The sequence below is a fragment of the Pseudothauera nasutitermitis genome, assembly GCF_004801295.1.
In the GTDB taxonomy this organism is placed as follows: Bacteria; Pseudomonadota; Gammaproteobacteria; order Burkholderiales; family Rhodocyclaceae; genus Pseudothauera; species Pseudothauera nasutitermitis.
In genome coordinates this window covers 391576-413332 of record NZ_SSOC01000004.1, presented here as the reverse complement: position 1 = coordinate 413332, position 21757 = coordinate 391576, and the positions used below count along the sequence as shown (strand labels likewise).

17 protein-coding genes and 1 pseudogene are annotated in these 21757 nt (G+C 63.8%); 11 read left to right on the top strand and 7 right to left on the bottom strand.

Features of this window, described 5'->3' with window-relative positions:
- Positions 1-3 precede the first annotated feature (3 nt).
- From E6C76_RS12235 to E6C76_RS12225, 3 genes are read right to left on the bottom strand one after another with little or no spacing between them, the layout of a single operon-like run.
- Positions 4-1881, bottom strand: coding sequence for an ABC transporter ATP-binding protein (locus E6C76_RS12235; RefSeq protein WP_136348523.1), 1878 nt, complete (start codon positions 1879-1881; stop codon positions 4-6).
- Complete coding sequence (locus tag E6C76_RS12230; protein WP_136348522.1) at positions 1878-3650, bottom strand: ABC transporter ATP-binding protein; 1773 nt, start codon at positions 3648-3650, stop codon at positions 1878-1880. The genes E6C76_RS12235 and E6C76_RS12230 overlap by 4 nt, the downstream gene beginning before the upstream one ends.
- On the bottom strand, positions 3643-4917 hold the full coding sequence (locus E6C76_RS12225; RefSeq protein WP_136348521.1) for an MFS transporter: 1275 nt from the start codon (positions 4915-4917) through the stop codon (positions 3643-3645). The genes E6C76_RS12230 and E6C76_RS12225 overlap by 8 nt, the downstream gene beginning before the upstream one ends.
- A gap of 197 nt (positions 4918-5114) precedes the next feature.
- Between E6C76_RS12225 and E6C76_RS12220 the strand changes: the two genes are divergently transcribed.
- From E6C76_RS12220 to E6C76_RS12205, 4 genes are all read left to right on the top strand, one after another.
- Positions 5115-6137 carry a helix-turn-helix transcriptional regulator gene (locus E6C76_RS12220; RefSeq protein WP_136348520.1) on the top strand — a complete coding sequence of 341 codons (1023 nt, stop codon included), beginning with the start codon at positions 5115-5117 and terminating at the stop codon, positions 6135-6137.
- A gap of 248 nt (positions 6138-6385) precedes the next feature.
- Entirely contained in the window at positions 6386-7978 is a 1593-nt protein-coding gene (locus tag E6C76_RS12215) for a Fic family protein (protein ID WP_136348519.1), read from the top strand.
- Positions 7979-8116: 138 nt separating this feature from the next.
- The gene (locus tag E6C76_RS12210; RefSeq protein ID WP_136348518.1) at positions 8117-8407 is read left to right on the top strand and encodes a type II toxin-antitoxin system TacA family antitoxin; all 291 of its coding nucleotides are present in this window, start codon (positions 8117-8119) and stop codon (positions 8405-8407) included.
- Positions 8404-8895, top strand: coding sequence for a GNAT family N-acetyltransferase (locus tag E6C76_RS12205; RefSeq protein WP_136348517.1), 492 nt, complete (start codon positions 8404-8406; stop codon positions 8893-8895). The genes E6C76_RS12210 and E6C76_RS12205 overlap by 4 nt, the downstream gene beginning before the upstream one ends.
- A gap of 274 nt (positions 8896-9169) precedes the next feature.
- Here the strand turns inward: E6C76_RS12205 and E6C76_RS22745 are convergent, their stop codons facing one another.
- Together E6C76_RS22745 and E6C76_RS12195 are read right to left on the bottom strand one after the other, a co-directional pair.
- Positions 9170-9355 (bottom strand): type II toxin-antitoxin system RelE/ParE family toxin, encoded by a 186-nt coding sequence (locus E6C76_RS22745; RefSeq protein WP_456320491.1) that lies wholly within the window; start codon positions 9353-9355, stop codon positions 9170-9172.
- Positions 9343-9615 carry a CopG family ribbon-helix-helix protein gene (locus E6C76_RS12195; RefSeq protein WP_136348516.1) on the bottom strand — a complete coding sequence of 91 codons (273 nt, stop codon included), beginning with the start codon at positions 9613-9615 and terminating at the stop codon, positions 9343-9345. The genes E6C76_RS22745 and E6C76_RS12195 overlap by 13 nt, the downstream gene beginning before the upstream one ends.
- Before the next feature lie 237 nt (positions 9616-9852).
- On the opposite strand from E6C76_RS12195, the gene E6C76_RS12190 reads away from it, so the two are divergent.
- From E6C76_RS12190 to E6C76_RS12175, 4 genes and pseudogenes are all read left to right on the top strand, one after another.
- Positions 9853-10239, top strand: coding sequence for a helix-turn-helix domain-containing protein (locus tag E6C76_RS12190; protein WP_211090204.1), 387 nt, complete (start codon positions 9853-9855; stop codon positions 10237-10239).
- Positions 10232-11263, top strand: a complete 1032-nt coding sequence (locus E6C76_RS12185; protein ID WP_136348515.1) for an AAA family ATPase — start codon at positions 10232-10234, stop codon at positions 11261-11263. The genes E6C76_RS12190 and E6C76_RS12185 overlap by 8 nt, the downstream gene beginning before the upstream one ends.
- Positions 11264-11327: 64 nt before the next feature.
- The gene (locus E6C76_RS12180) at positions 11328-13757 is read left to right on the top strand and encodes a S8 family peptidase (RefSeq protein WP_230976255.1); all 2430 of its coding nucleotides are present in this window, start codon (positions 11328-11330) and stop codon (positions 13755-13757) included.
- A gap of 332 nt (positions 13758-14089) precedes the next feature.
- A pseudogene (locus E6C76_RS12175) lies at positions 14090-14305 on the top strand (transposase); the annotation flags it as partial.
- 232 nt (positions 14306-14537) lie between these two features.
- Here the strand turns inward: E6C76_RS12175 and E6C76_RS12170 are convergent.
- Positions 14538-14963: a putative toxin-antitoxin system toxin component, PIN family gene (locus E6C76_RS12170; RefSeq protein WP_136348513.1), complete on the bottom strand. Its 426-nt coding sequence runs from the start codon at positions 14961-14963 to the stop codon at positions 14538-14540.
- A complete protein-coding gene (locus E6C76_RS12165; protein WP_136348512.1) occupies positions 14963-15181 on the bottom strand; it encodes an AbrB/MazE/SpoVT family DNA-binding domain-containing protein in 219 nt (72 codons plus the stop codon). Before E6C76_RS12165 ends, E6C76_RS12170 begins: the two co-directional genes overlap by 1 nt.
- Positions 15182-15953: 772 nt before the next feature.
- Between E6C76_RS12165 and E6C76_RS12160 the strand changes: the two genes are divergently transcribed.
- The 3 genes from E6C76_RS12160 to E6C76_RS12150 all read left to right on the top strand — a co-directional run bounded on the left by E6C76_RS12160 (position 15954) and on the right by E6C76_RS12150 (position 21751).
- Entirely contained in the window at positions 15954-18764 is a 2811-nt protein-coding gene (locus E6C76_RS12160; RefSeq protein ID WP_168734329.1) for a TonB-dependent receptor plug domain-containing protein, read from the top strand.
- Positions 18765-18842: 78 nt separating this feature from the next.
- The gene (locus tag E6C76_RS12155) at positions 18843-19682 is read left to right on the top strand and encodes a hypothetical protein (RefSeq protein ID WP_136348510.1); all 840 of its coding nucleotides are present in this window, start codon (positions 18843-18845) and stop codon (positions 19680-19682) included.
- Positions 19683-19936: 254 nt separating this feature from the next.
- Complete coding sequence (locus E6C76_RS12150; protein WP_136348509.1) at positions 19937-21751, top strand: type I secretion system permease/ATPase; 1815 nt, start codon at positions 19937-19939, stop codon at positions 21749-21751.
- The last annotated feature ends 6 nt before the right edge of the window (positions 21752-21757 follow it).

The following is a 21757-nucleotide window of genomic DNA, read 5'->3' as shown; positions in this document are numbered from 1 at the left end:
GCCTCAGCCTTTTTCGCCGCTCAGCAGGGCCTTGGCGCTGCCGGAGCCCCCGCCCCCGGAAAAAACCAAATCCGGCGGCATGACGCGAAAGGCGGGTCGGGGTTCAAGCACATGCCAGTTCTTGGCACTCTGCTGCGCGCGCCACATGCTGGCGTAGCGGCCTTCGCGGGCCAGCAGGTCGCCATGCCGGCCTTGTTCGACGAGACGCCCATCGTCGATGACCAGGATCTGGTCGGCGGCGGCGATGGTGGACAGGCGGTGTGCGATCACGATCACCGTGCGGTCGCGCACCAGTGCATCGATGGCCGCCTGCACGGCCACTTCGCTCTCGGTGTCCAGCGCGGCGGTGGGTTCGTCCAGGATCACGATGGGCGCGTTCTTCAGCATGGCGCGGGCGATGCTGATGCGCTGGCGCTCGCCGCCCGACAGCCGCCCGCCGATATCGCCCACGCGGGTCTGGTAGCCCTCGGGCAGGCGGGTGATGAACTCGTGACAGTGCGCGGCACGGGCGGCGGCTTCGACCTCCTCGTCGGCAGCCTCCGGCCGGGCCATGCGGATGTTGGCGAGGATGGTGTCGTCGAACAGATACACGTCCTGGAACACCACCGAGATCAGCACGTTGAGCTGCTCGGGCGCGATGGCGCGCACATCCACGCCACCGATGGTGATGCGGCCGGCCTGCGGATCGGCATGGCGCATCAGCAGCCTCGTCACCGTGGTCTTGCCCGAGCCCGACGGGCCGACCAGCGCGGTCAGGCTGCATGTGGGCAAGCGGACGTCCAGCCCGCGCAGCGTGGTCTCGCCGGCCCTGGCATAGCCAAAGCGCACGCCCTCGAAAGCCACCTCGAAAGTCTGCGGCACCTGGGCCGGCACCTGCTGCGGCAGGGGCGCGATGCGCAGCATGGCGTTGATCTTGCCCAGCGCCGCCTCGATCAGATCGATGACCTTGGCGTACAGCACGAAGGTCGCCAGCGGCTCGCCGAAGCGCACCGCGATCACCATCAGCGCGGCCAGGATGGCGACGTCCAGCGTGCCCTGCACGACGAACAGCGCGCCCGCGAACACCACCAGCAGAACCGCCAGTTCCATCACCGTCGCCAGGACCAGGTTGGGCTTGGCGCCCTTCTTCTGGCCGATGGTCTGGATGGTTTCCAGGTGCCTGAAGCTCGCCTGCAGCCTCTCGGCCCGCTTGCCCGCGCAGCAGGCCGCGCGCAGCACCGGCAGGCCCTGAGCGTATTCCAGGATGTCGCTGCTGGTGCGCTCGTTGGCATCGGCCAGCATGCGCATGCCGCGCCCGAAGGCGGGACGGCGCCAGCGGTACAACGGAACCAGCAGCGGAAACACCAACAACAGGATCAGCCCCATGCGCCAGTCGAACCACAGCGCCGCCAGGGCCACCGCCACCGGCGTGATCAGGGCGGTGGCCATCATGTTGGCGATGGTCAGGACGTAGCTCAGCGTCTCGTCCACATTGCCCAGCAGCGTCGCGTTGACGCCGCCGGCGCGCTTGTCCTGCAGCACTTCCAGCGGAATGCGGCGCAACTGCTCGCCCAACTCGGTGCGCAGTTCGTGGGTGTTGTGCACCATGTCGCCACGGTAGTCGAAGCCCTGCGCCCACCAGCGCATGGCCGTGCCCGCCAGCATCAGCGCCGTCATCGCCAGCAGCCAGGGCAGTGCGGCCTGCCAATCCGCAGCCGGAATCAGCGCCTGGAACAGCGGCATCAGGCAAGCCAGCGCCAGGCCCTGCACGACGGCGGCCACGGCCAGGCCGATCAGGCTGGCGCGCAGCCTGGGCGCACGGCTGCGCGCGCTCGTCATCAACTGGCGCCAGGTCTCGCGCAGCGGAGTGATCTGCGGGGGCGCGTGGTGGGATGTGCTCATGCGTGTTCTCCGGCCAGGGCCCAGTTCTGCGCCTGCTCAAAGTTGCGCCACAGCCGGGCATAGACGCCGCCCTGCGCCACCAGCGCATCGTGGCGGCCGCGCTCGGCCAGCCGGCCCTGGTCGAACACCAGGATCTGGTCGGCATCGCGGATGGTGGACAGCCGGTGCGCCACCATCAGCACCGTCTTGCCGCGCATCAGATTCGACAGCGCCGCCACCAGCGCCACCTCGTTCTCCGGATCGGCAAAGGCGGTGGCCTCGTCCAGCACCAGGATCGGCCGGTTCTGCAGGATGGCGCGGGCGATGGTGATGCGCTGGCGCTGCCCGCCCGAGAGGAACACCCCGCGTTCGCCCGCGGGCGTGTCGTAGCCCTGCGGCAGCGCCATGATGAAATCGTGCGCCTGGGCCGCCCTGGCGGCGGCAATCACCGCCTCCATCGTCGCCTCGGGCCGGCCCAGGTGGATGTTGCCCGCGATGGTGTCGGCAAACAGAAAGGTATCCTGGAACACGAAAGCCACCTGGCGCATCAGCGTCTCGGGCAGCATCTCGCGCACGTCCACACCGCCGACCCGGATACAGCCCGCGCTCACGTCCCAGAAGCGCGGAATCAGCCGCGCCACCGTAGTCTTGCCCGCGCCGGAAGGGCCGACCAGCGCCGTCACGCTGCCCGGCCGGGCCTCGAAACTCACGTCCCGCAGCACCAGCGGGCCGTCGGCGGTATAGCGGAAATCGACGTGCTCGAAGCAAACGCTGGCGTCCCGCGGTTCCCTGGCCTGCGCCGCATCCGGCACCGGCAGCACCGGCTCGGCCATCACCTCGTGGATGCGGTGGATGCTCATCTGCGTCTTGGCCACCAGATGCCTGAGCGACATCAGCGGCAGCAGCGACTCGGCCATGCCCGTGCCCACCAGCAACACCGCCAGCCAGGTGGAGGCGGCCAGCGCATCGCGGCTGATCAGCCAGCCGCCCAGCCACACCAGCGCGGCCAGCGTCGGCAGCGGGTTGAGGATGGCCACCGACATGCGCGACGAAAAGCCCGCCATGCGATACCACAGCAGCACCACCGCCACGAACTCGTTGAGCGCCCGCTGGTAGCGCTGAAAGGTACTCGTGCCGGTATCGAAGGTGCGCACCACCGGCATGGCCTGCACGTACTCCACCACCGCCTTGCTGACGTTCTCGCCGGCGGCATGGTAGCGCTGCATCATCTCGCCGCCGCCGCGCATGGCCAGCGACACCACCGCCATGCCCACCGCCAGCACCGCCGTCGCGGCCAGCGCCAGGCGCCAGTCCAGCAGCCACAGCAGCACGAAGGTCAGCACCGGCGAAACGTAGGCGCGCGCATACAGCGGCGTGCTGTCGGCCACGAACACGTGCAGCGCCTTCACGTCATCCATCATCACCTTGGTCAGCGCGCCGGAGCCGGTCTGCTGCACATAGCCCAGCGGAAGGCGCGCCAGGTGCCCGGCAAGATCGGTGCGCAGCCGCGTCTCCAGGCGGAAGGCCGCGTAGTGCGACTGGTTGAACCCGGTCAGCCGCAGCACGTAGGCCAGCACCGTCAAGGCCGCAGCCAGCAGCAGCGGAGGCCACGGCCATTGCCCCGGCGCCGCGAGCAAGGCATGCACCGCCCAGGCCAGCGCGCACAGCGCCCCCAGTGAGGAAGCAGCCGCCAGGCCCGCCAATACCATGGCGAAACGGATCTGACCCTGCACAGGCCGCATGATGGACCAGACGCTGGGCGCGCCGCCCGCTCGATCACTACTACGCATGGGCGGAATCCTCTTGAATCGCCGGAACATCCAGCGCGGCGTACTGCCGGATCACCACGGTCGCCACCATCGTCAGCGCCGCGGCCAGGCCAAAGCAGGCCTCGTACCCCCACTGCCCGGCCAGCCAGCCGCCAGCCACGCCGCCGGCGGCCGCCAGCAAGGCGTCGGCACTCTGGAACAGCGTGAAATCCACCCCCGCCTGCTGCGGCGAGGCAACGCCCATCAACACCGAATACAGCGCCACCCAAGCGCAGCCCATCGCGCCGAACATCAACCCCACCAGCCCGGTCAGCAGCGGCTGCGGCACATTGCTGGCCGCGGCGGCCCCTGCCAGCGCGGCCAGCACGCAGGCCTCCAGCCCCACCGCCAGCCATACCGCCCGCCAGCCCGGCGCCCGGCGCACCAGCGCCCCGCCCAGAAAGGCCCCCGTCAGCCCGGCAAAGACGCTGAACGTGCCGAACAGCCAGCCCAGCCGCTCCATGCTCACGCCGTGGTCCAGCAGCAACGGCCCCATCATGCTCAGCGTCAGGCGCACACCGATGCTGCCCAGCAACAGCAGCAGCAGGCCATGCACCACCTGCGGGCGGCGCAGGGCATGCATCAGGCTGGGCTGGTGGTGGCCGGTCTGCGCCGGAGAGCGGGCCGGCTCGCGCAGCACCAGCATCGGCAGGCTCAGCACCACGATGGCCAGCGCGGTGGCCAACAGTGCCTGCGACAGACCGGCGTGGCTGACGATCAACAGAAAACCGCCGCCGCCCAGCATCGCGCCGACATAGCTGCCGCCCACCTGCGCCACATTGCCCCAGCCGCGCTGCTGGCTGGCAAGCTGCTCCACGGTGAAGCCATCGCAGGCAATGTCCGTCGTCGCCGCCACCAGGGCGCTCAGCAGCAACAGGGCCAGAATCCAGGTGCCATGCGTTTGCAGCGGCAGCAGGCCATTGAGACTCGCCACCCCCATCCCCAACAGGATGCCCGCCAGCAGCCACTGCCCGGCCAGCAGCAGCGTGCGCGAACGGCGCCGCGGCTCATGGGCCGGCAGGCGCCAGCGTTCCACCATCGGCGCCCACAGGAACTTCAACCCCCAGGGCAGCCACCACAGCGCGGCCAGCCCGGCCATCTGCAGCGTGGCGCCGGCGTCGCGCAACAGGGCGGGCAGCGACTGCGTGGTGATCGCCGTGAGCAGCGTCTGGCTGATGTAGATGCCCGCAATCGCCGGCAGAACCTGCCGCGCACTCAGGCGCGACGAAACGGGAGAAGGTATCGGCATGGAGAGGAAGGTCTGCGGCCTGGTGAGGGCCTCGTTTTTATGGGTGATTTACGGGTAAACCACTATTGCCAATGTTCGTCTTGTATCGTTGGCAATGATCCGGGTATATATTGGTATTGAGATCGCGCATCATTACGCCAAGTGAAAAGTGGCGCTAACGGTTTCCGGAAAAAATTTGATGTTTTCGGGAAAAATTTATGGAAGGGATCGCAGGAACAACATCCGGCCAACCGGCCCTTGACCCCAGCAAGCTGGAGGAAGACGGGCTGACGGGCGTCCGTGAGGACTGGCGGCACGCCATGCACGTGTACCAGCCCTGCGAAGGGCTACACATCAGCTGCATCAACGGCCGCCCCGGCAGCAAATGGGACTTCCGGGCCGAAGGGCCGCCCGCCTTCAGCGTCAACATCCTGCTCGAAGGGCGCATACAGACCGCCTTCGACGACGGGGCGGTGCTCAATGCCCAGGCCAGCTCCGCCATCCTGATGGCTTCCGGCCAGCACACCTCCGGCTGGGACGTGCTCGACGGCAAGTCCGACGGCATCTTCCGCATGGTCAGCATCCACATGCCGCAAACCGCCATGGACAGCCTGACCGGGCTGCAGATGGACAACCTGCGCAAGCGCGTATGCACCATCGCGGGCGACCAGCCGCACATCGACGCCTTCCTCGGCGTCGCGCCCGCCTCCAGCAGCCTGCAGCGCGTGGCCTACGACCTTCTCGGCTTCGGCTGCACCTACCCCGGCCCCTGCATTTCGCGCGACCTGTACCTGCGCGCCAAGGCATTGGAGGCCATTGCCTGCTTCCTGCGCGAAAACCTGGCGCAGCAGGAGATGACCCTGCCCGTGCCCGCCGACCGCCCTCGCCTGATCGAAGCGCGCGCCCTGCTCGAGCGGACCTACGGCGAAGACTGGAGCGTGCAATCCCTGGCACGTGTCGTCGGGCTCAACGAAAAACGCCTGCAATCGGGCTTCCAGGCCCTGTTCGGCTGCTCGGTCCATGCCTGCCTCACCCGCATCCGCATCGACGCCGCCGTCACCCTCCTGCAGCGCGGCATCAGCGTGACCGAAACCGCCTCCACCGTCGGCTTCGCCAACCTCAGCCACTTCAGCCGGGTGTTCCGCAGCCACACCGGCATCTCGCCCAAGCAATGCGCGCTGGGCATCAGCCCCAGGGTGCAGCCGCAGCCCGCGGACGACGCCTCGCGGATCCGGCTCTGACCATGGCGCGGGCGAGCCCCTGCTAACGCACGCCAGCCTGCGGCAAGAACAGCGTCAGCAGGGACGAACGCATCCAATACCCGCCGCAATACGCGTTGCCCACGGCTACGTGCTGCTCGCAATAATCAATTTTGAGCAATTTGGACGGTTTATAATCGTTCCGATGCACCCATAACCATGGCCGGCAGTATTCAGGCGCACATCATCGTTTTTGAGTAGGCGCAAGTCGTCTTGCCAGGAGATGCCTCATGACCGACCTGCCCGCAGAACCGCTCGGCGCCGCCTGGCTGGCGCACACCTATGGCGTGATGCCGCTGGGAAGGCTGCCTGTGATCAGCCAGGCGGGGGGGCGGCGCGCGACGCAGATCAACGACGGCTTCCGCCTGGAAACCTACACGGAAGCAATGCGGCCGGCCGCGGAGCCGGCCGCGCATCTGCAGTTTCACCTGCGGCATGAAGTCCCTCATCTGGAATTTCTCGCCCGCCTCTTCGCGCGCAGCGGCCCAGGCTTCGTCCAGGCCTGGGTCGCGGCCGAACCCACTGGGCAGTATGCCCGCCGGGCGGCATTCCTGTACGAGTGGCTGACCGGACAGATGCTGGAGGTGCCGGTGCGCCTGGGAGGCAACTACGTCGATGCCATCGACGACGCCAAGCTGGTCGCGGCCTCCGCCGGCCGGGCCGTCAAGGTGCAGCGCTGGCGGGTGAATGACAACCTGCCCGGTACGCGGCACTTTTGTCCCATGGTGGTCAAGACCGAGGCGGTGACGCGGGCGGCCGGTGTGGACGTGTCCCGCCTGCTCGCGGATCTGACGGCCGAGTTTGGCGAAGACCTGCTGATGCGCGCGGCGGTATGGATGACCCTGCGGGAGAGCAAGGCCAGCTTCGCCATCGAAGGCGAAGCCGACCGGGCGGGGCGCGTCCAACGTTTTGCGGACGTAATGGCACGGCGCACCGGACAGGGCGAAGCGCCGCTCGGCGACGCCGCACTGGCCGAGTTGCAGCGGGAAATCCTGGGCGACCGGACGACGATTGCGCGCTTTGGCATCCGTCAGTCCCCCGTGTTCGTCGGCGAGACGGTGCGCCACCAGGAAGTCGTGCACTACATGGCGCCCCCCGCCGAGGAGGTTGCCGCGATGCTCGATGGGCTACGGGCGTTCCTTGAAAAAACGCAGGGCCAGTCGTCCCCGCTGCGCAGCGCGGTAGCGGCCTTCGGCTTCGTCTACATCCACCCACTGGCCGACGGCAACGGCCGTGTGCATCGCTTCCTGGTCAATGACATCCTGCGCCGTGACGGCGTCATCCCGGCCCCCGTGATCCTGCCCGTATCGGCCGTCATCACCGACGACGCGGGGGAGCGGCGCAGCTACGACCAAGTCCTGGACCAGGTGTCCAGGCCCTTGATACAGGCCGTTCGCGACCAGATCGCGTTCGACGCGGTGCAGACCGCCTACCCGGATGGCGTCGTCTCGAACCTCGTCTTCCACGGCGCGGAACCGGTCAGACCGCTGTGGCGCTATCCCGACCTGGGGTCGCATGTGGTGTTTCTGGCCCATATCATCGGTCGAACCCTGACCGAGCAGATGCGCGAGGAATCCCGCTACCTGCGCCGCCATGCGCGGGCACGCGTGGCGCTGAAGGAAGTCGTCGAGATGCCCGACCACCAGGCGGACAGGGTGCTGCACTCGCTGGAGCAGAATCGCGGTGGGCTCAGCAATGTGCTGGCCAGGGAAATGCCGGTGCTGCGCCAGCCGGGAGTATGGGCCGAGATCGTCGAGGCCGTCTCCCGGGCTTTCCAGGAAGGCGCCGACAACGGGCCTTCGCCGCCCCTCCCGTGGCGCTGAAGGCCACGCGCCCCCCCTCTACCGCACGCAAGCCAACGGCAAGAACAGCGGCAGAGGCGAGTCGGGCAGCATGGCCACGACGTACTGACATTGACAACACAATGCACTACACTGCGTAAAATCGCAGGAGATTGAGCCATGCCCACACCGAGCACCGCCCCCGGCAAGCGCGAAACGCTGAACATCCGCATCAAGCCCGAAGAACGCAGCCTGATCGACCGCGCAGCCAAGGCACGGGGCAAAAACCGCACCGACTTCGTGCTAGAAGCGGCGCGTGCCGCAGCCGAGGATGCGCTGCTGGACCAAGCCATCATTTCTGCCGACCCGCAAGCCTACGCGGCCTTTCTGGCGCGCCTGGACACGCCACCGCAGCCAAACGAACGCCTGCGCAAGACCATGCAAACGCCGGCCCCCTGGGAGCCGACATGACGGTTTCGGCGCCGCAACCGCTGGCGGCGCACCACGATGTCCAATCCTTCGCGTCCGGCACGGACAGCCTGGACCAGTGGCTCAAGCGCCGTGCCCTGAGAAACCAGACCACCGGCGCATCCAGAACCTTCGTCGCCAGCGAAGACGAGCGCGTGCTGGCCTACTATGCGCTGGCATCGAGCGCCGTCATCGTGGATGCCGCGCCCGGCCACTTTCGTCGCAACATGCCGGACCCGATTCCGGTAGTGGTCCTCGGCAGGCTGGCCGTGGACCGATCCCGGCGGGGCCAGGGCTTTGGCCGTGCCCTGGTACAAGATGCCGGCCGTCGCGTCATTCAGGCCGCCGACACCATCGGCATTCGCGGCCTGCTCGTGCATGCGATCTCGGCGGACGCCAAGGCATTCCATGAGCGGATCGGCTTCGAACCCTCGCCACTCGATCCGATGACGCTGATGGTCACGCTGGCCGACCTCAGAGCAAGCCTGTAGCAGCCGGCCATCGCCGGCCAAGGGCGCAAGGGGAGCGGCCGTTCACCTTGCATTGTTGTGAGAAATGTGGGCTGGTGCAGTGCCGCACACAGACGGAAACGCGGCATGCACGGCCTGCGCAGCAACGGCACCCGGTTTCAGTGGCACGCCGCCTTCCTCGATCCCGACGATCAATAGCCAGCCTCTTTCTGGTGCCGAAAGGCCAGGACATACACTGCATCGTCGCTCGGCTCGTGGCGATACAGGGCCACATAGCCGGCATCCCCGAAAGCAATCACCAGCTCGCGTCGGGCACTTCAGGGAACGGCCGGCCGATTTCGGGGGCCGTCTCCAGCAGCAGGAACTGCTGCTCGATGGCCTGGCCGGCTCGCCTGGCAGCTTCCGGTGCCTTGACGGCCAGGAACCGCCGGCATCGTTCCAAGCCTTCCGCCGCGCCTTCGGTGACGATTACTTGTGGCACTCTGGCACCGCCCTTTCATCATCGGTGCCCCAGGTGTTCAACCAGGCGCGAACTTCCTGGCCGATCAAGTGGCTGCCGGTTTCCTTGTAGGCCGTCCAGGAGGCCAGGGCTTCCTGCTTGAAGCTCTCGCGCGCCTCCTCGCGTTCGACGTACTGCCGGATGGCTTCGAGCATGATCCAGTGCGGTGATCGGCGGCGCTGCCTGGCGAGGTGCTGGACGTGACTTTTCAGCGTGTCGTCGATCTTGAGAGACGTTGCCATAATGGGCCTCTTGTCATGTGGTGATACCTGGTGATGAGGTAGCCCTTTCCTGCCCCCGAGTCCATCCAGACCGTCGATGGCGCCCTGGTGCTGTTCCGTCGCTGCTGGACGGGGAGCACGTCAAGCCCTTTGTGCTGGAATCCTTTAGACGAACCGCCGCTCCACCCGCTTGCCCAGCGCCGCCGCGTACCTCTTGAGCGTGCGGAGCCGTCGATCCCCTGCTGCTTGGACTGGTGAATGGAGTTCACTGGCGGTAAAATTTTACGAGTATTCGTGCTCGTCGCAACCCGTGAGAAAACAAGCGCCATGAATGTAGGCCAAGCCATTCGACTGTGCCGGACGCAACGGGGCGTATCGCAGAGTGCCATCGCGACCCGGGCCAATTGCTCGGTGTCGTATCTGTCGATGCTTGAGAACAACAAGCGTGACCCGACACTTTCAACGGTTACGAAGATTGCCGAGGCATTGCACGTGCCTGTCGGCTTGCTGTTCGTTCTGGCTGCTGACCAGAACGACTTGGGCGAAATTGACGAGCACATCGCCGAACAGTTGATGCAATCTGCGTTGGCATCACTGGAAACCTCGGCCAACACGACAACGCAGATGGGGGCTCACTATGGCTAATGCTGAACAACTCAAAGCGTTGGTGAAGTCCCATATCGAGCGGGATGACCGACACTTCTATTCTGTTGCCATGCAGGTTGCTGCTCGTGAAGCCAAGGTGGGCCACGGCAAACTCGCCCAGGAACTGCGTGACATGATCGACGCAGCCAAGGCCCGCGTCTCGCCGGCTGACACGACGGGCAGCCTGGTGCCTCTGGCGCGTCCTCGTGGCGAACTGGCGAATCTGCTGACGGTTGCCTACCCGAAGAATCGACTGGCGGACATGGTGCTCGATGAGGAAGTGGCTGAACAGCTCCGCCGCATCCTGAAGGAGCAGAAGCACCACTCGCGCATCCGCGAGCATGGCCTGTCGCCACGACGCAAACTGCTGCTGGTGGGGCCGCCAGGCACTGGCAAGACGATGACGGCTTCCGTGTTGGCGGGCGAACTTGGCATTCCCTTGTTCTCCGTGCGGCTCGATGCCCTGATTACCAAGTTCATGGGGGAAACGGCCGCCAAGCTGCGCCAGATATTCGATGCCATCAACGAGGTTCGTGGTGTTTACTTCTTCGATGAGTTCGACGCCATCGGTTCGCAGCGTGGGCTTGCCAACGACGTGGGCGAGATCCGGCGGGTGCTGAACAGCTTTCTGCAAATGATCGAGAGCGACCAGTCCTATAGCCTGATCCTCGCTGCGACCAACCATGTGGAGATACTCGATTACGCGCTTTTCCGTCGATTCGACGACGTGATCGAGTATCGACTGCCGACGGGGCCGCAGGCCGCAAAGCTGCTCCAAGCACGGCTTGGAAAGTTCGCCCCCAAGCCCTTTCCGCTCAAGGCCCTCACGGTGAAGGCGGAGGGTTTGAGTTACGCGGAAATCAGGCGAGCCGTGGACGAGTCCATCAAGGAGGCGGTGATGCACGACGAAGACCGCGTGGAGTCGGCAGCGCTGACGCGGGCGTTCGATGAGCGCCGGAAATTCAGCATCAGAATGAACAACAAGAAGGTCGTGCCGAACCATGCCGGATCAACCGCAAGCTAAGCGTCCCCATTTCATTCTTCGAGACACATCACGAGCAGTTGGATTCACGGCCCGGTCTACGCCCGTGCCGCAGAAGGACATTCCGGTTCAGCCCAGGCAGCAGCATGGCGCCTCCCTTCAAGAGCAGATCGAGAACCTGAAGCCCGTAGCGGCCGAGGCCGTGCGTGTCCAGAAGGAACTGCAACTGGAAAGCGGGCTGGGCCTGCAGATTCAGTTCACCAGCCAGCCGGATGTTGCACTCGCGTTCGAGAGCTTGGCGAACGCGACCAAGAAGATCGAGCTTCTGAGCGTCCGCGAAGAAGGCAACCGCACGCTCGCCAACGTCTTTGTCCCGGATGGAGGACTCGCGCACTTCGAGCAGTACGTCGTGGACTACCTGGCAGAGAAGAAGGGCAGCAAGGATCAGGCGCTTGATCATCGGAAGCTGCTCGACGCCATCGAATCCATCCGGGCGGCAGAAATCAGGGCGTTGTGGACCGATGCTCCTGAACTGTTGCCAGCCGATCCCGCCGCTGCCTTCTGGTGGGAAGTGTGGCTTCCGGTCCGAGGCCAGGAGCAGCGGCAGGCTGCTGTGGAGGATTTCAAGAAGCTCGCCCGCCTGGCGGAATGCGTGGTCAGCGACAAGCAGGTCAATTTTCCCGAACGCACGGTGCTGCTGATGCATGGCTCGCAGCAGCAGCTTTCGCGCTCGGTGATGACCTTGAACTGCGTGGCCGAGCTTCGCCATGCCAAGGAGACCGCCGAGTTCTTCGACGGCATGGGCGTGGGGGAGCAGCGCCAATGGGCGGACGACTTACTGCGGCGCGTCCAGTTCCAGCCAGCGGACGACGATGCGCCCCGCGTCTGCCTGCTGGATTCGGGCGTGACCCGCGCGCATCCGCTGCTGGAACCCTTGATGGACGCGGCAGACCTGCACACCGTGGAGCCGGCATGGGGCGTGGATGACCAGGTGGACCACGGCACGGGCCTGGCGGGCCTGGCAGCTTACGGCGATCTCACCGATGCCCTGTCTTCGGCGGATGCGATCAGCGTTCCGCATCGGCTGGAGTCGGTCAAGCTGGTGCCGGCGGAAGGTGCCAACGAAGGCGATGCGCGCCACCATGCCTATCTTTTCATGGAAGGCGTCGCACGCCCGGAAATCGCTGCTCCGAACCGCCCCCGCGTGTTCACATCGGCAGTCACGGCTTCGGACTATCGGGACCGGGGCCGGCCTTCGTCATGGTCGGCCGCCGTCGATGGCCTCGCCGCGGATACGGATGGCGAGGGCGAGAACCCGCGTCTGTTCGTGCTCTCCGCCGGCAACACCCGTGATCCTGATGCGTGGGCTGCGTACCCTGAATCCCTTGCCACCAACCTTGTGCATGATCCGGGGCAGGCATGGAATGCCATCACCGTGGGCGCTTGCACCGACAAGACCGACACACAGGGTCATCCCTCCTTGAATCCCATCGCGGAAGCGGGCGGCCTCAGCCCGTTCACCACCACCACGCGGACCTGGGATCGCGCGTGGCCGCTGAAGCCTGACGTGGTGCTGGAAGGCGGCAACGCGGCCAAGGATGATTTTGGCGCATCGTGGATGACCAGACTGAGCCTGTTGACCACCCACAACCAGCCGCTGGAGCGCTTGTTCACGACCAGCAATGCCACCAGCGCCGCATCCGCGCTGTGTGCGGGCATGGTGGCCAGGATCATGGCCGCCTACCCGCATCTTCGGCCGGAAACGGTGCGTGCCTTGCTGGTGCATTCGGCGCAATGGAGCGAATCCATGCGCAGGATGTTCCTGCCTGCCGCGCCGAACAAGGACCACTATGTCAACCTGATCCGCCACTGCGGATGGGGAACGCCGGACCTGGACCGCGCACTGTGGAGTGCGGGCGATTCCTTGACCCTGGTGGTTGAAGACCTGGTGCATCCGTATGCGAAGGTCCAGGGCAAGGGCGTCGTGACGCGCGACATGAATCTGCACTCTTTGCCGTGGCCGAAGGATGAACTGGAGGCATTGCAGGACACGCCTGTCGAAATGCGCGTCACGCTGTCTTATTTCATCGAACCCAATCCATCGGCACGGGGCGTCGCGTCGAAGTACCATTACCCTTCGCATCGCCTGCGCTTCGACGTGCAGCGTCCGCTGGATGCGTCCACCGATCACTTCGTCGCGCGCTTGAATGCCGCCGCCCAACGTGAGGATGAGGGCGATGGCGATCCGGTCAATCCGTCCGATCCGAACTGGCTGCTGGGCGGCCAGCGGCGACACCGTGGCTCATTGCACCAGGATGTCTGGAAAGGCACGGCCGCCGAATTGGCCAGCCGCGGATTCATCGCCGTCTATCCTTCCGCCGGTTGGTGGCGGACGCGGCCTGCGCTGGAACGCTATGCTTTGCCAGCGCGATACAGCCTCGTGGTCTCGATCCAGACGCCGCGGACGGATGTGGACCTTTATGCTGCGGTAGCTCAGAAGATCCCCGTGGCCAACACCGTTGCCGTGGGAACATAAGGCACGTCCCGGCGTACCGCCGCCGGGCTCGCGGGCTGCGCCCCGCGCTTGGTGCCGAATCGCGGCCATCCGGCCTTGACCCCACCCGCCCCCGGCCCGCCCCGGCCAGCATTCCAGCCTGGTACGGCCGTGCCAAGCGCCTATCCACGCCGCATTGCTGCAGCGAAACAAAAAATCCTCGAATAGGCAAATTTCTGGTTCATCGCCCAACAGAGTGGAGAGGCGCACGACCGCCCCGTCAGACTTGTTGTTCTCGAGGCAACAAACTGAAGGTCGGGCGTGGCCGGAATGGATTGTATGTCCCGGCTGGGTGTCTGGTCGGGTTACGGCATGCCAACGAGAGCGCGATCCCCGCCCCGGCGCACTTCGCCAAGTGTCTCAAGCCGTACTGGCCGGGCATCCTCAGCCGGGTGCGCTGGCCGATGCACACCGGCCTGCTCGAGGGCATCAACAACCGCATCAAGGTCATCAAGCGGGCCGCCTACGGCTACCGCGATGACGCCTACTTCTTCCTCAAGATCCGGGATGCCTTCCACGGAGTTGGGTGAAGAACCACTTTTCAGCGTGTCGTCGATCTTGAGAGACGTTGCCATAATGGGCCTCTTATCATGTGGTGATACCTGGTGATGAGGTAGCCCTTTCCTGCCCCCGAGTCCATCCAGACCGTCGATGGCGCCCTGGTGCAGTTCCGTCGCTGCTGGGCGGGGAGCTTCAAAAGTACGCCGGATTGAATCCTGCGCTGTTTTTCAAACTGGATGCGAATTTCCATGCAACATCCAATCAGCTATCCCTGTCATTCTGCTGAGCCGCCAACTCTTCGGCGGTCAGGATCAAGCCGGGAAAGGCCTCGCGCATGGCGAGAATGTCCGCATCGCCCGTGATCAACGCATCTGCCTTACCGATATGCGCGAGAACCAGAAACACCTGGTCCTTCTCGTCGCGGCAGGCCGGCAAGGCGGGCCATGGTGCCGGCAGTTCCACCACGTCGGCGTAGGGCAGGAAGTCCGCCAGTAATTCCTCCTGCTCCGATGCCGAGAGCTTGAACTTGGGATAAGCCAGAACGCGCAGAAGTTCGCTGACCGTCTCCTTGCAGACCAGCGGCTGTAGCTGGTGGCGCTGCCAGGCGTGGCGTATCCAGGCCAGGCGCCCCGCAGTGAAGAGCAGCGCCGACAGCACGACGTTGGTGTCGAGGACGCCTCTGCGCATCACCGCCGCGCCCAGGCAACGGCATCCTCGACATCCCGCTCGGTGATCCCGAGCTGCTCCAGCTTTTCACGCACGGCCTGGGCCTTCTGAACCCGCACCGGCGTCAGGACGATCCGGCCGCTCTCGACGGTCACGTCGAAATACTCCGCAGCGTCCACACCGGACACGGCCGCCTTGGGCAAGGTGATCTGATTCTTTGACGTGAGCTTGGCGAGCATGGCAGCCTCCTGGAAGTTTCACAAGGAGATCTTACTTCCTTACTTTCTGCTTCGCAAATCAACCCGGATGCTCCAGGTTTCACGGCCCTCGGCGCTTTCAGCACATGCTGAAACAGCCTGATCCGGTGAAATGCGCCACCTGCCACGGCCCATCCTGGATGGGTCGAGTCCCGCATTGATTGCGGCGCTCGAAGCGCGCTGCCCCTATACCCAAAGGCTTCCACAAAGGCCAAAGGGCTGGTGAAGGGGCAAGGGAATGGGGCACAAGGGGAAAGGCCCTGCCCGAAAAGGCCAAAAGGCGAGCATCCAATCGAAGCGGATGCTGGCCGCCACCATAGACGAGTTCCGCGCTGAATTGCCCGGAGTCATGACATGAAGGCGCGATTGCCCTGGGCCCGCGCCGGCCTGGTACGGCCGTGCCAAGCGCCTATCCACGCCGCATTGCTGCAGCGAAACAAAAAATCCTCGAATAGGCAAATTTTTCCCGTAAACCGTTAGCGGGCTTGACGGCTTTTCGTGATGATTGGTCTGGGCTGGCATAGGACAGCCGTCTGCAAGCGCACCTTCACCAATCGCACACGCCACCTGCCATGGGGCGGCCTTCGCGGCTACGGCCCGGCGGGTGGGGGGCTTACAGCCAGGGCCTTGCACAGTCAGGCGAGAGGCGAGTCCTGCTCGAAGTTGTAAATTCCTCTCATTTTCATTTGCGTTTGTACTTAAAGGTGAGATTCAAATGGTGTTCAGGAAAGACGAGGTTGGGACGGACGAAGGAGTGTCCCGTTCCGGCCGCAGAACCCGGCCGGGAAGGCTGCGCATGCGGGCCCGGTCGGTATGCCTGGCGCTGGCGCTGGCGCAGCCTGTGCTGGCGCAGGAAACCCAGTCGTCCTCTCCTGAACAGGAAGTGCAAAAAGAACAACCGGCCGGCGGTGCGGCGGCGGTCCTCGATGCGGTGGTAGTGACCGGCACCGCCGACGAAGAAAAGAAGAAGGCCATCGGCAACACCAGCGGCGCCAGCAAGGAAGACATCGAGCGGCGCAACGCCAGCCACATGAGCGACCTGATCGATCAGGTTTCGGGTACTTCGGTGAACAGCCTCTACAGCCGCCCGGAAGTGTCCGTCGGTGTGCAGGGCATCGCCGGGCACGGGCGCGTGGCTCAGTCACTTGAAGGCATCAATCAGAACTTCCATGCTTTTACCCGCGATATTGGTCAGACAGGCTCCATCTTTATTGATCCGCAGTTTCTGAGAAGCATTGACGTTACCCGTACTGGCAGTACGGGCACGGGAGCCTTGGGTAGTTTGGGTGCCTCGGTCAACTTCGAGTATCTCGATGTGGACGATATTTTGCTTCCCGGCAAGAGCTTTGGCGGCATGGTGCGCGGCTCTACAGGATTCAGCAAATACGGAAATGGCCAAAAACCGTCGGGATCATTTTTCTTGGGTGGGCGCAACGAACGCTGGGATGCGATGGTCGGAGCTTCACGCAGTAAAAATGATCCTTACAGGATTGGCGACAACATCAGCAATGACGATTTGATGCACAGCATGCATGGTCGAAACATGGATTTCCGCCAGTCGTTTGATAACAGAATCAATGTCAATGAGCACGGCCCTTGCCGCTATCTTGCCAATGGATATATCGGGCTAGCCAACTGCGGCCTCACCGCACAACAGGCAAAGTGGCTCAAGCAAGCCGCTAAAGAACCACTGAAAGGTACTCAGAGAGAAAATGAATCCCAGATGCTGCGACTGCGGCATTATTTGCAAGATCCCTACAACCAGAGCCTGGAGTTGTTCGTTTCTTCCAGCAAGGCCAAGTACCAGACAGATCAGCAACCTGCCATTTATGTGCCACTGGATGAAAACTCCACGCCGGACGATTACTGGGCGGATGGCGATGCCTCCTGGTTCGATCAGCCTTGGTCTGTTCGTGCGCAATTGAAAAGCCAGGTTGCAGCCTTGAAGTGGAAAGGAAACTTTTCAGAGCTGATCAACCCGCGGGTTCAGATTTACCATGAAAAACAGGATCGAAAACAGAACTGGACCGGAGCCAGCGATGGGTATGGTGCTCACCAGCCCATGCACTACTTTACCGATATAAGCTCGACCGGGATAAAGCTCAGCAACGACAGCCATTTCGATGCGGGGCTGCTTGGCCCCTTGCGCCTGGACATCGGTGCGGAGTATCGGCACGCCAGAAAGCGGGTGGATAGCCTTACCGAGAGCGAATATTACGAAAAATGGTTGCAGTCAACGGGGCGTGATATTGACGTGATGCGCTTCGACCCGGATTCGCGCACCAAAACAGCCGGATTGTCGCTTGCCTTGAGCACGGCAGGCGATGGCCCCTGGCAGGCGAATGCCAGCGTTGGTTTTCAGCGGGTATGGTTGGATGTCTTGAATCCGGTTTATGGGGTGGGGAACATCAGCCAGGCTGGCGTAGAGTATGGCACTTCGTATTGGCGAAACCATTATCGCAACCTTGGATATTCAGGTGCAGAACTGCGGGAACTTGCTGCCGCAGCAACCGCTGAAAGCCAGGCCAGATTGCGTACTGATCCAAGCTATGGCGGCACGCGGACTGTCAGAGAGCAACAGGATCACAAATTTGATCTGAAATCTGCCAGCCTGGGGCTTTCATACACGCCTCGCGGCACGGGATTGACTTTCTATGGCCAAGTTGGTTACAGCGAACGCGCCCCAACCAGCAATGAAATGTACATGCACGGGCAGATTTATCGGGCAACTTTTTATGCCAATCCCCATCTGAGGCCCGAGGAAAATCTGTCCTTTCAGCTAGGAATGAATTACCAGAATGGAAACTGGCTGGCTGATAATGATCGCCTTGCCGTAGGTATAAACCTTTACCGCAATCGTATTTACAACCAAATTATCTGGGGCCCCTTCTTGGTAGAGGGAGAGCCATGGAGTGGAGTTGGCAACGGCAGTGGTAGCGTCAACAATCTCAACGATTTTATTCGTCAAGGGATCGAACTGAATCTGGCGTACAAGCAACCCCTGTTCTATGTACGAAGCAACCTGACCCTACCCATTCGACACAACAACAAAACTTGCTCTTGGCAGGTGCCTAGCGGTCGGGCCTACCTCACAGGAACCACGGCTGATGGTGGAATTTCCTACACCGATATAGGCAAAGGCGAGCGCCTTTGCTATTCAAGCTGGAACTGGATGGAGACCGGTATCGTCGAGCCGATTCGTGGCAGCCTGACTGCGGCATTGACGCCTTACCAAGGCCGGTTGGAAATGGGCGGCACGGTCCATTTCCGAGGTAAGCAGCGTTCTGCCTACTGGTATGACAGGGATGTTCAGAACGATTATCACCTTGGTCAGCAAGCGGGACAAACCCAGCCGATACCAGATAAGAGCCAGTTTGTCGATGCCTATCTCTGGCCCAAGGTAGTGAAGTTTGACCTTTTTGTGAATTACCAATTTAGCGACCAGTTGAAGGCCGGGATTTACTTGGCCAACGTCACCAACAAAATGGAAGCCACGCCCACCACCTGGGGCTACAACTTCTATCCTGGTCGTACCTTGACGGCCAATATGGAATACCGCTTCTGACGATTTCGCAGCTTCAGCCATGTGGCTGAAGCGATATTGCCGGGGTTGCGACCGGCTTGTAACTACGGAGTAGACATCATGTCTCTGCAAAGTAACATCAACGACTGGTTGGGCGACTACACCAACACCAACGTGACGGATCCTATCACTGCAACGAAAAGCATTGGTTCCATTCTGACGGTGGGTGGCGCCTATCACACTGGCGGTGCTGGCGAGTCCAACAGCATCTACGATCCTGGCAGCAGCCTCCCGTATGAAATCTACGATTTCAAGTGGTACGCAGGACAAGGACTGGATTCCTCCGGCTTCGGCTCCAAGTTCCTGGTGTATTCCGAGGGCGGGATTTCGTGGGATACGAAGTATTCGCTCACCACGCCGGGCAAGTTCGAGTTCGAAACCACTGGCAGCATCGACACACTGTACCTGGGCTACAACGCTGACACGGGTTATTCCCCGGCGCAGGCCACACTGACCGCGTTCGACACCAACGAATCCCTGCTGGTGATCAACAACTTCGACGTGGCGGTGGATTACGTGGCGTTCAACACCTTCGGCGTCGCAGACGGTAACGGGCAGATCACGGTGAATGCTGGCAACCAGAATCTGTTCACCTACCCAGGCTACTATGCCAAGGTCACGCTGAACTCCGCCATCATCTACGACCTGACGTTCGATGAAGCGGCCGCTTCGACCTCGACCTTCGAGTATGTGCTGGCCACGTACCTCAGCGACTTCTCGAACAACGCCATCACCATCAACAGCGACATCAGCGTCATCAACAACTACCTGAGCAGCAATGGCAGCAGCCTTTCGTTCGAGTACTACGCTCAGGCAGGCACTTATGCGCCTGGCGGCGTGATTACGGAAGCACTGGCTTCGGCAGCCGCAGTGGAAAGCGACCTCCTGCTGGCCGCGTAAGCAGCCATTCCAGAAAGGCAAGAGGCTTGAGGCAACCGGGCGGGGCGGTGGCGCTTTTTTGACGGAAGGAGTCACCGCTTCGACCGGGGTTTTACCGGGGGCCTGACCTGGTTCAGGCAGGTCCCCGCTTTCCGGACGCCGCCGATTCTAGCGGTTTGCGGAATGGCTCGCAAAAACAAATTGCGGGCAGGTTTTGGCTTTCCCCGCATTTTACGGGGAAGGGGATGTTTTTTCCGCAAAGGGCTGGAGATGCGATGACAGCGGACAAATCCGGGCAGGCAGACGATGCGCGCGGCGAACTGGCCGGCGCCCTGCTGGCTTTCAAGCGCAGTTTCGTGCATATCGGCGTGTTCTCGGGCGTCATCAACATCCTGATGCTGGCGCCGGCCCTTTACATGCTGCAGGTGTACGACCGCGTGCTGGCCTCCGGCAATGAGATGACGTTGCTGATGCTCACGCTGATCCTGCTGGCGATGTATGCCTTCATGGGCGGGCTGGAGTGGGTGCGCAGCCTGGTGGTGCTGCGCCTGGGCACGGGCTTCGACCGCAAGCTGGCGCCACGCGTGTTCGATGCCGCCTTCAGCGCCAACCTGCGCACCGGCAGGCTCAATGCCGCGCAGCCGCTGGAAGATTTGCAGCAGCTGCGCCAGTTCGCCACCGGACAGTCGCTGTTCGCGCTGTTCGATGCGCCGTGGTTCCCGGTGTATCTGCTGGTGATGTTCTGGTTCCACCCCCTGCTCGGCTGGTTCGCGCTGGCCGGCACGCTGCTGCTGATGGCGGTGGGCTGGCTCAACGAGCGGGTGAGCCGGCCGCACCTGAAGCGGGCCGGGGAGCTGGCCATTTCATCGCGCCGCGATGCCGCCGCCAACCTGCGCAACGCCGAGGCGATCGCGGGCATGGGCATGCTGGCCAACCTGCGCCGGCGCTGGGCCGGGCAGCACCTGGGCTATGTGCGCGAGCAGAACCTGGCGAGCGCCCGCATGGCGAAGATACAGGGCTGGAGCAAGGCGCTGCGCATGGCGGTGCAGTCGCTGGCCCTGGGCCTGGGCGCCTGGCTGGTGCTGGCGCACGAGATGACGCCGGGGATGATGATCGCCGGCTCCATCCTGCTCGGCCGGGCGCTGGCGCCCATCGACCAGATCATCGGCGCCTCGCGCCAGTGGACCGGGGTGAAGGAGGCGGAGCGCCGGCTGAGCCAGTTGCTGGCGGATTTTCCACCGCTGGCCAGGGGCATGGATTTCCCCCGGCCCGAGGGGGCGGTGGCGGTGGAGCAGTTGCTGGCCGCGCCGCCCAGCCAGACGCAGCCGGTGCTGCACGGCATCCACTTCAAGCTGGAGCCGGGCGAGACGCTGGGGGTGATCGGCCCTTCCGGCGCGGGCAAGACCACGCTGGCGCGCTGCCTGGTCAATGCCTGGCCGCCGCTGCGCGGCAAGGTGCGGCTCGATAGTGCGCCGCTGGACCAGTGGCGGCCCGAGGCGCTGGGCGTGCTGATCGGCTACCTGCCGCAGGAGGTGCAGCTGTTCGCCGGCACGGTGGCCGAGAACATCGCCCGCTTCGGCGAGAGTTTTGGCGAGGGGGACGAGCAGAAGGTGATTGCCGCGGCGCAGATGGCCGGGGTGCATGAACTGATCCTGCAACTGCCCGAGGGCTACCAGACCCGCCTGGGCGAGAACGGCCTGGGCCTTTCCGGCGGGCAGCGCCAGCGCGTGGGGCTGGCCCGCGCGCTGTTCGGCGAGCCGTGCCTGGTGGTGCTGGACGAGCCCAACGCCAACCTGGACGAAGCCGGCGACGCGATGCTGGCGCAGGCCATCGGCCGCATCAAGGCGGCGGGCATCACGCTGGTGCTGATCACCCACAAGTCCAACATCCTGCAGCAAGCCGACAAGCTGCTGGTGCTGCACGCCGGCGCGCAGGCCGATTTCGGCCCGCTGGCCGAGGTGATGCAGCGCATGCAGCGCGCGGCCCCGCCCCGGCCGCAGCCCCCGCGTCAGCCCCAGCCGACGAACCGGGTGATCCCCGTGACCACCTTCGGGACGATGAACTTTGCGCAGCGCAGGGAGGGAGCATGAACATGG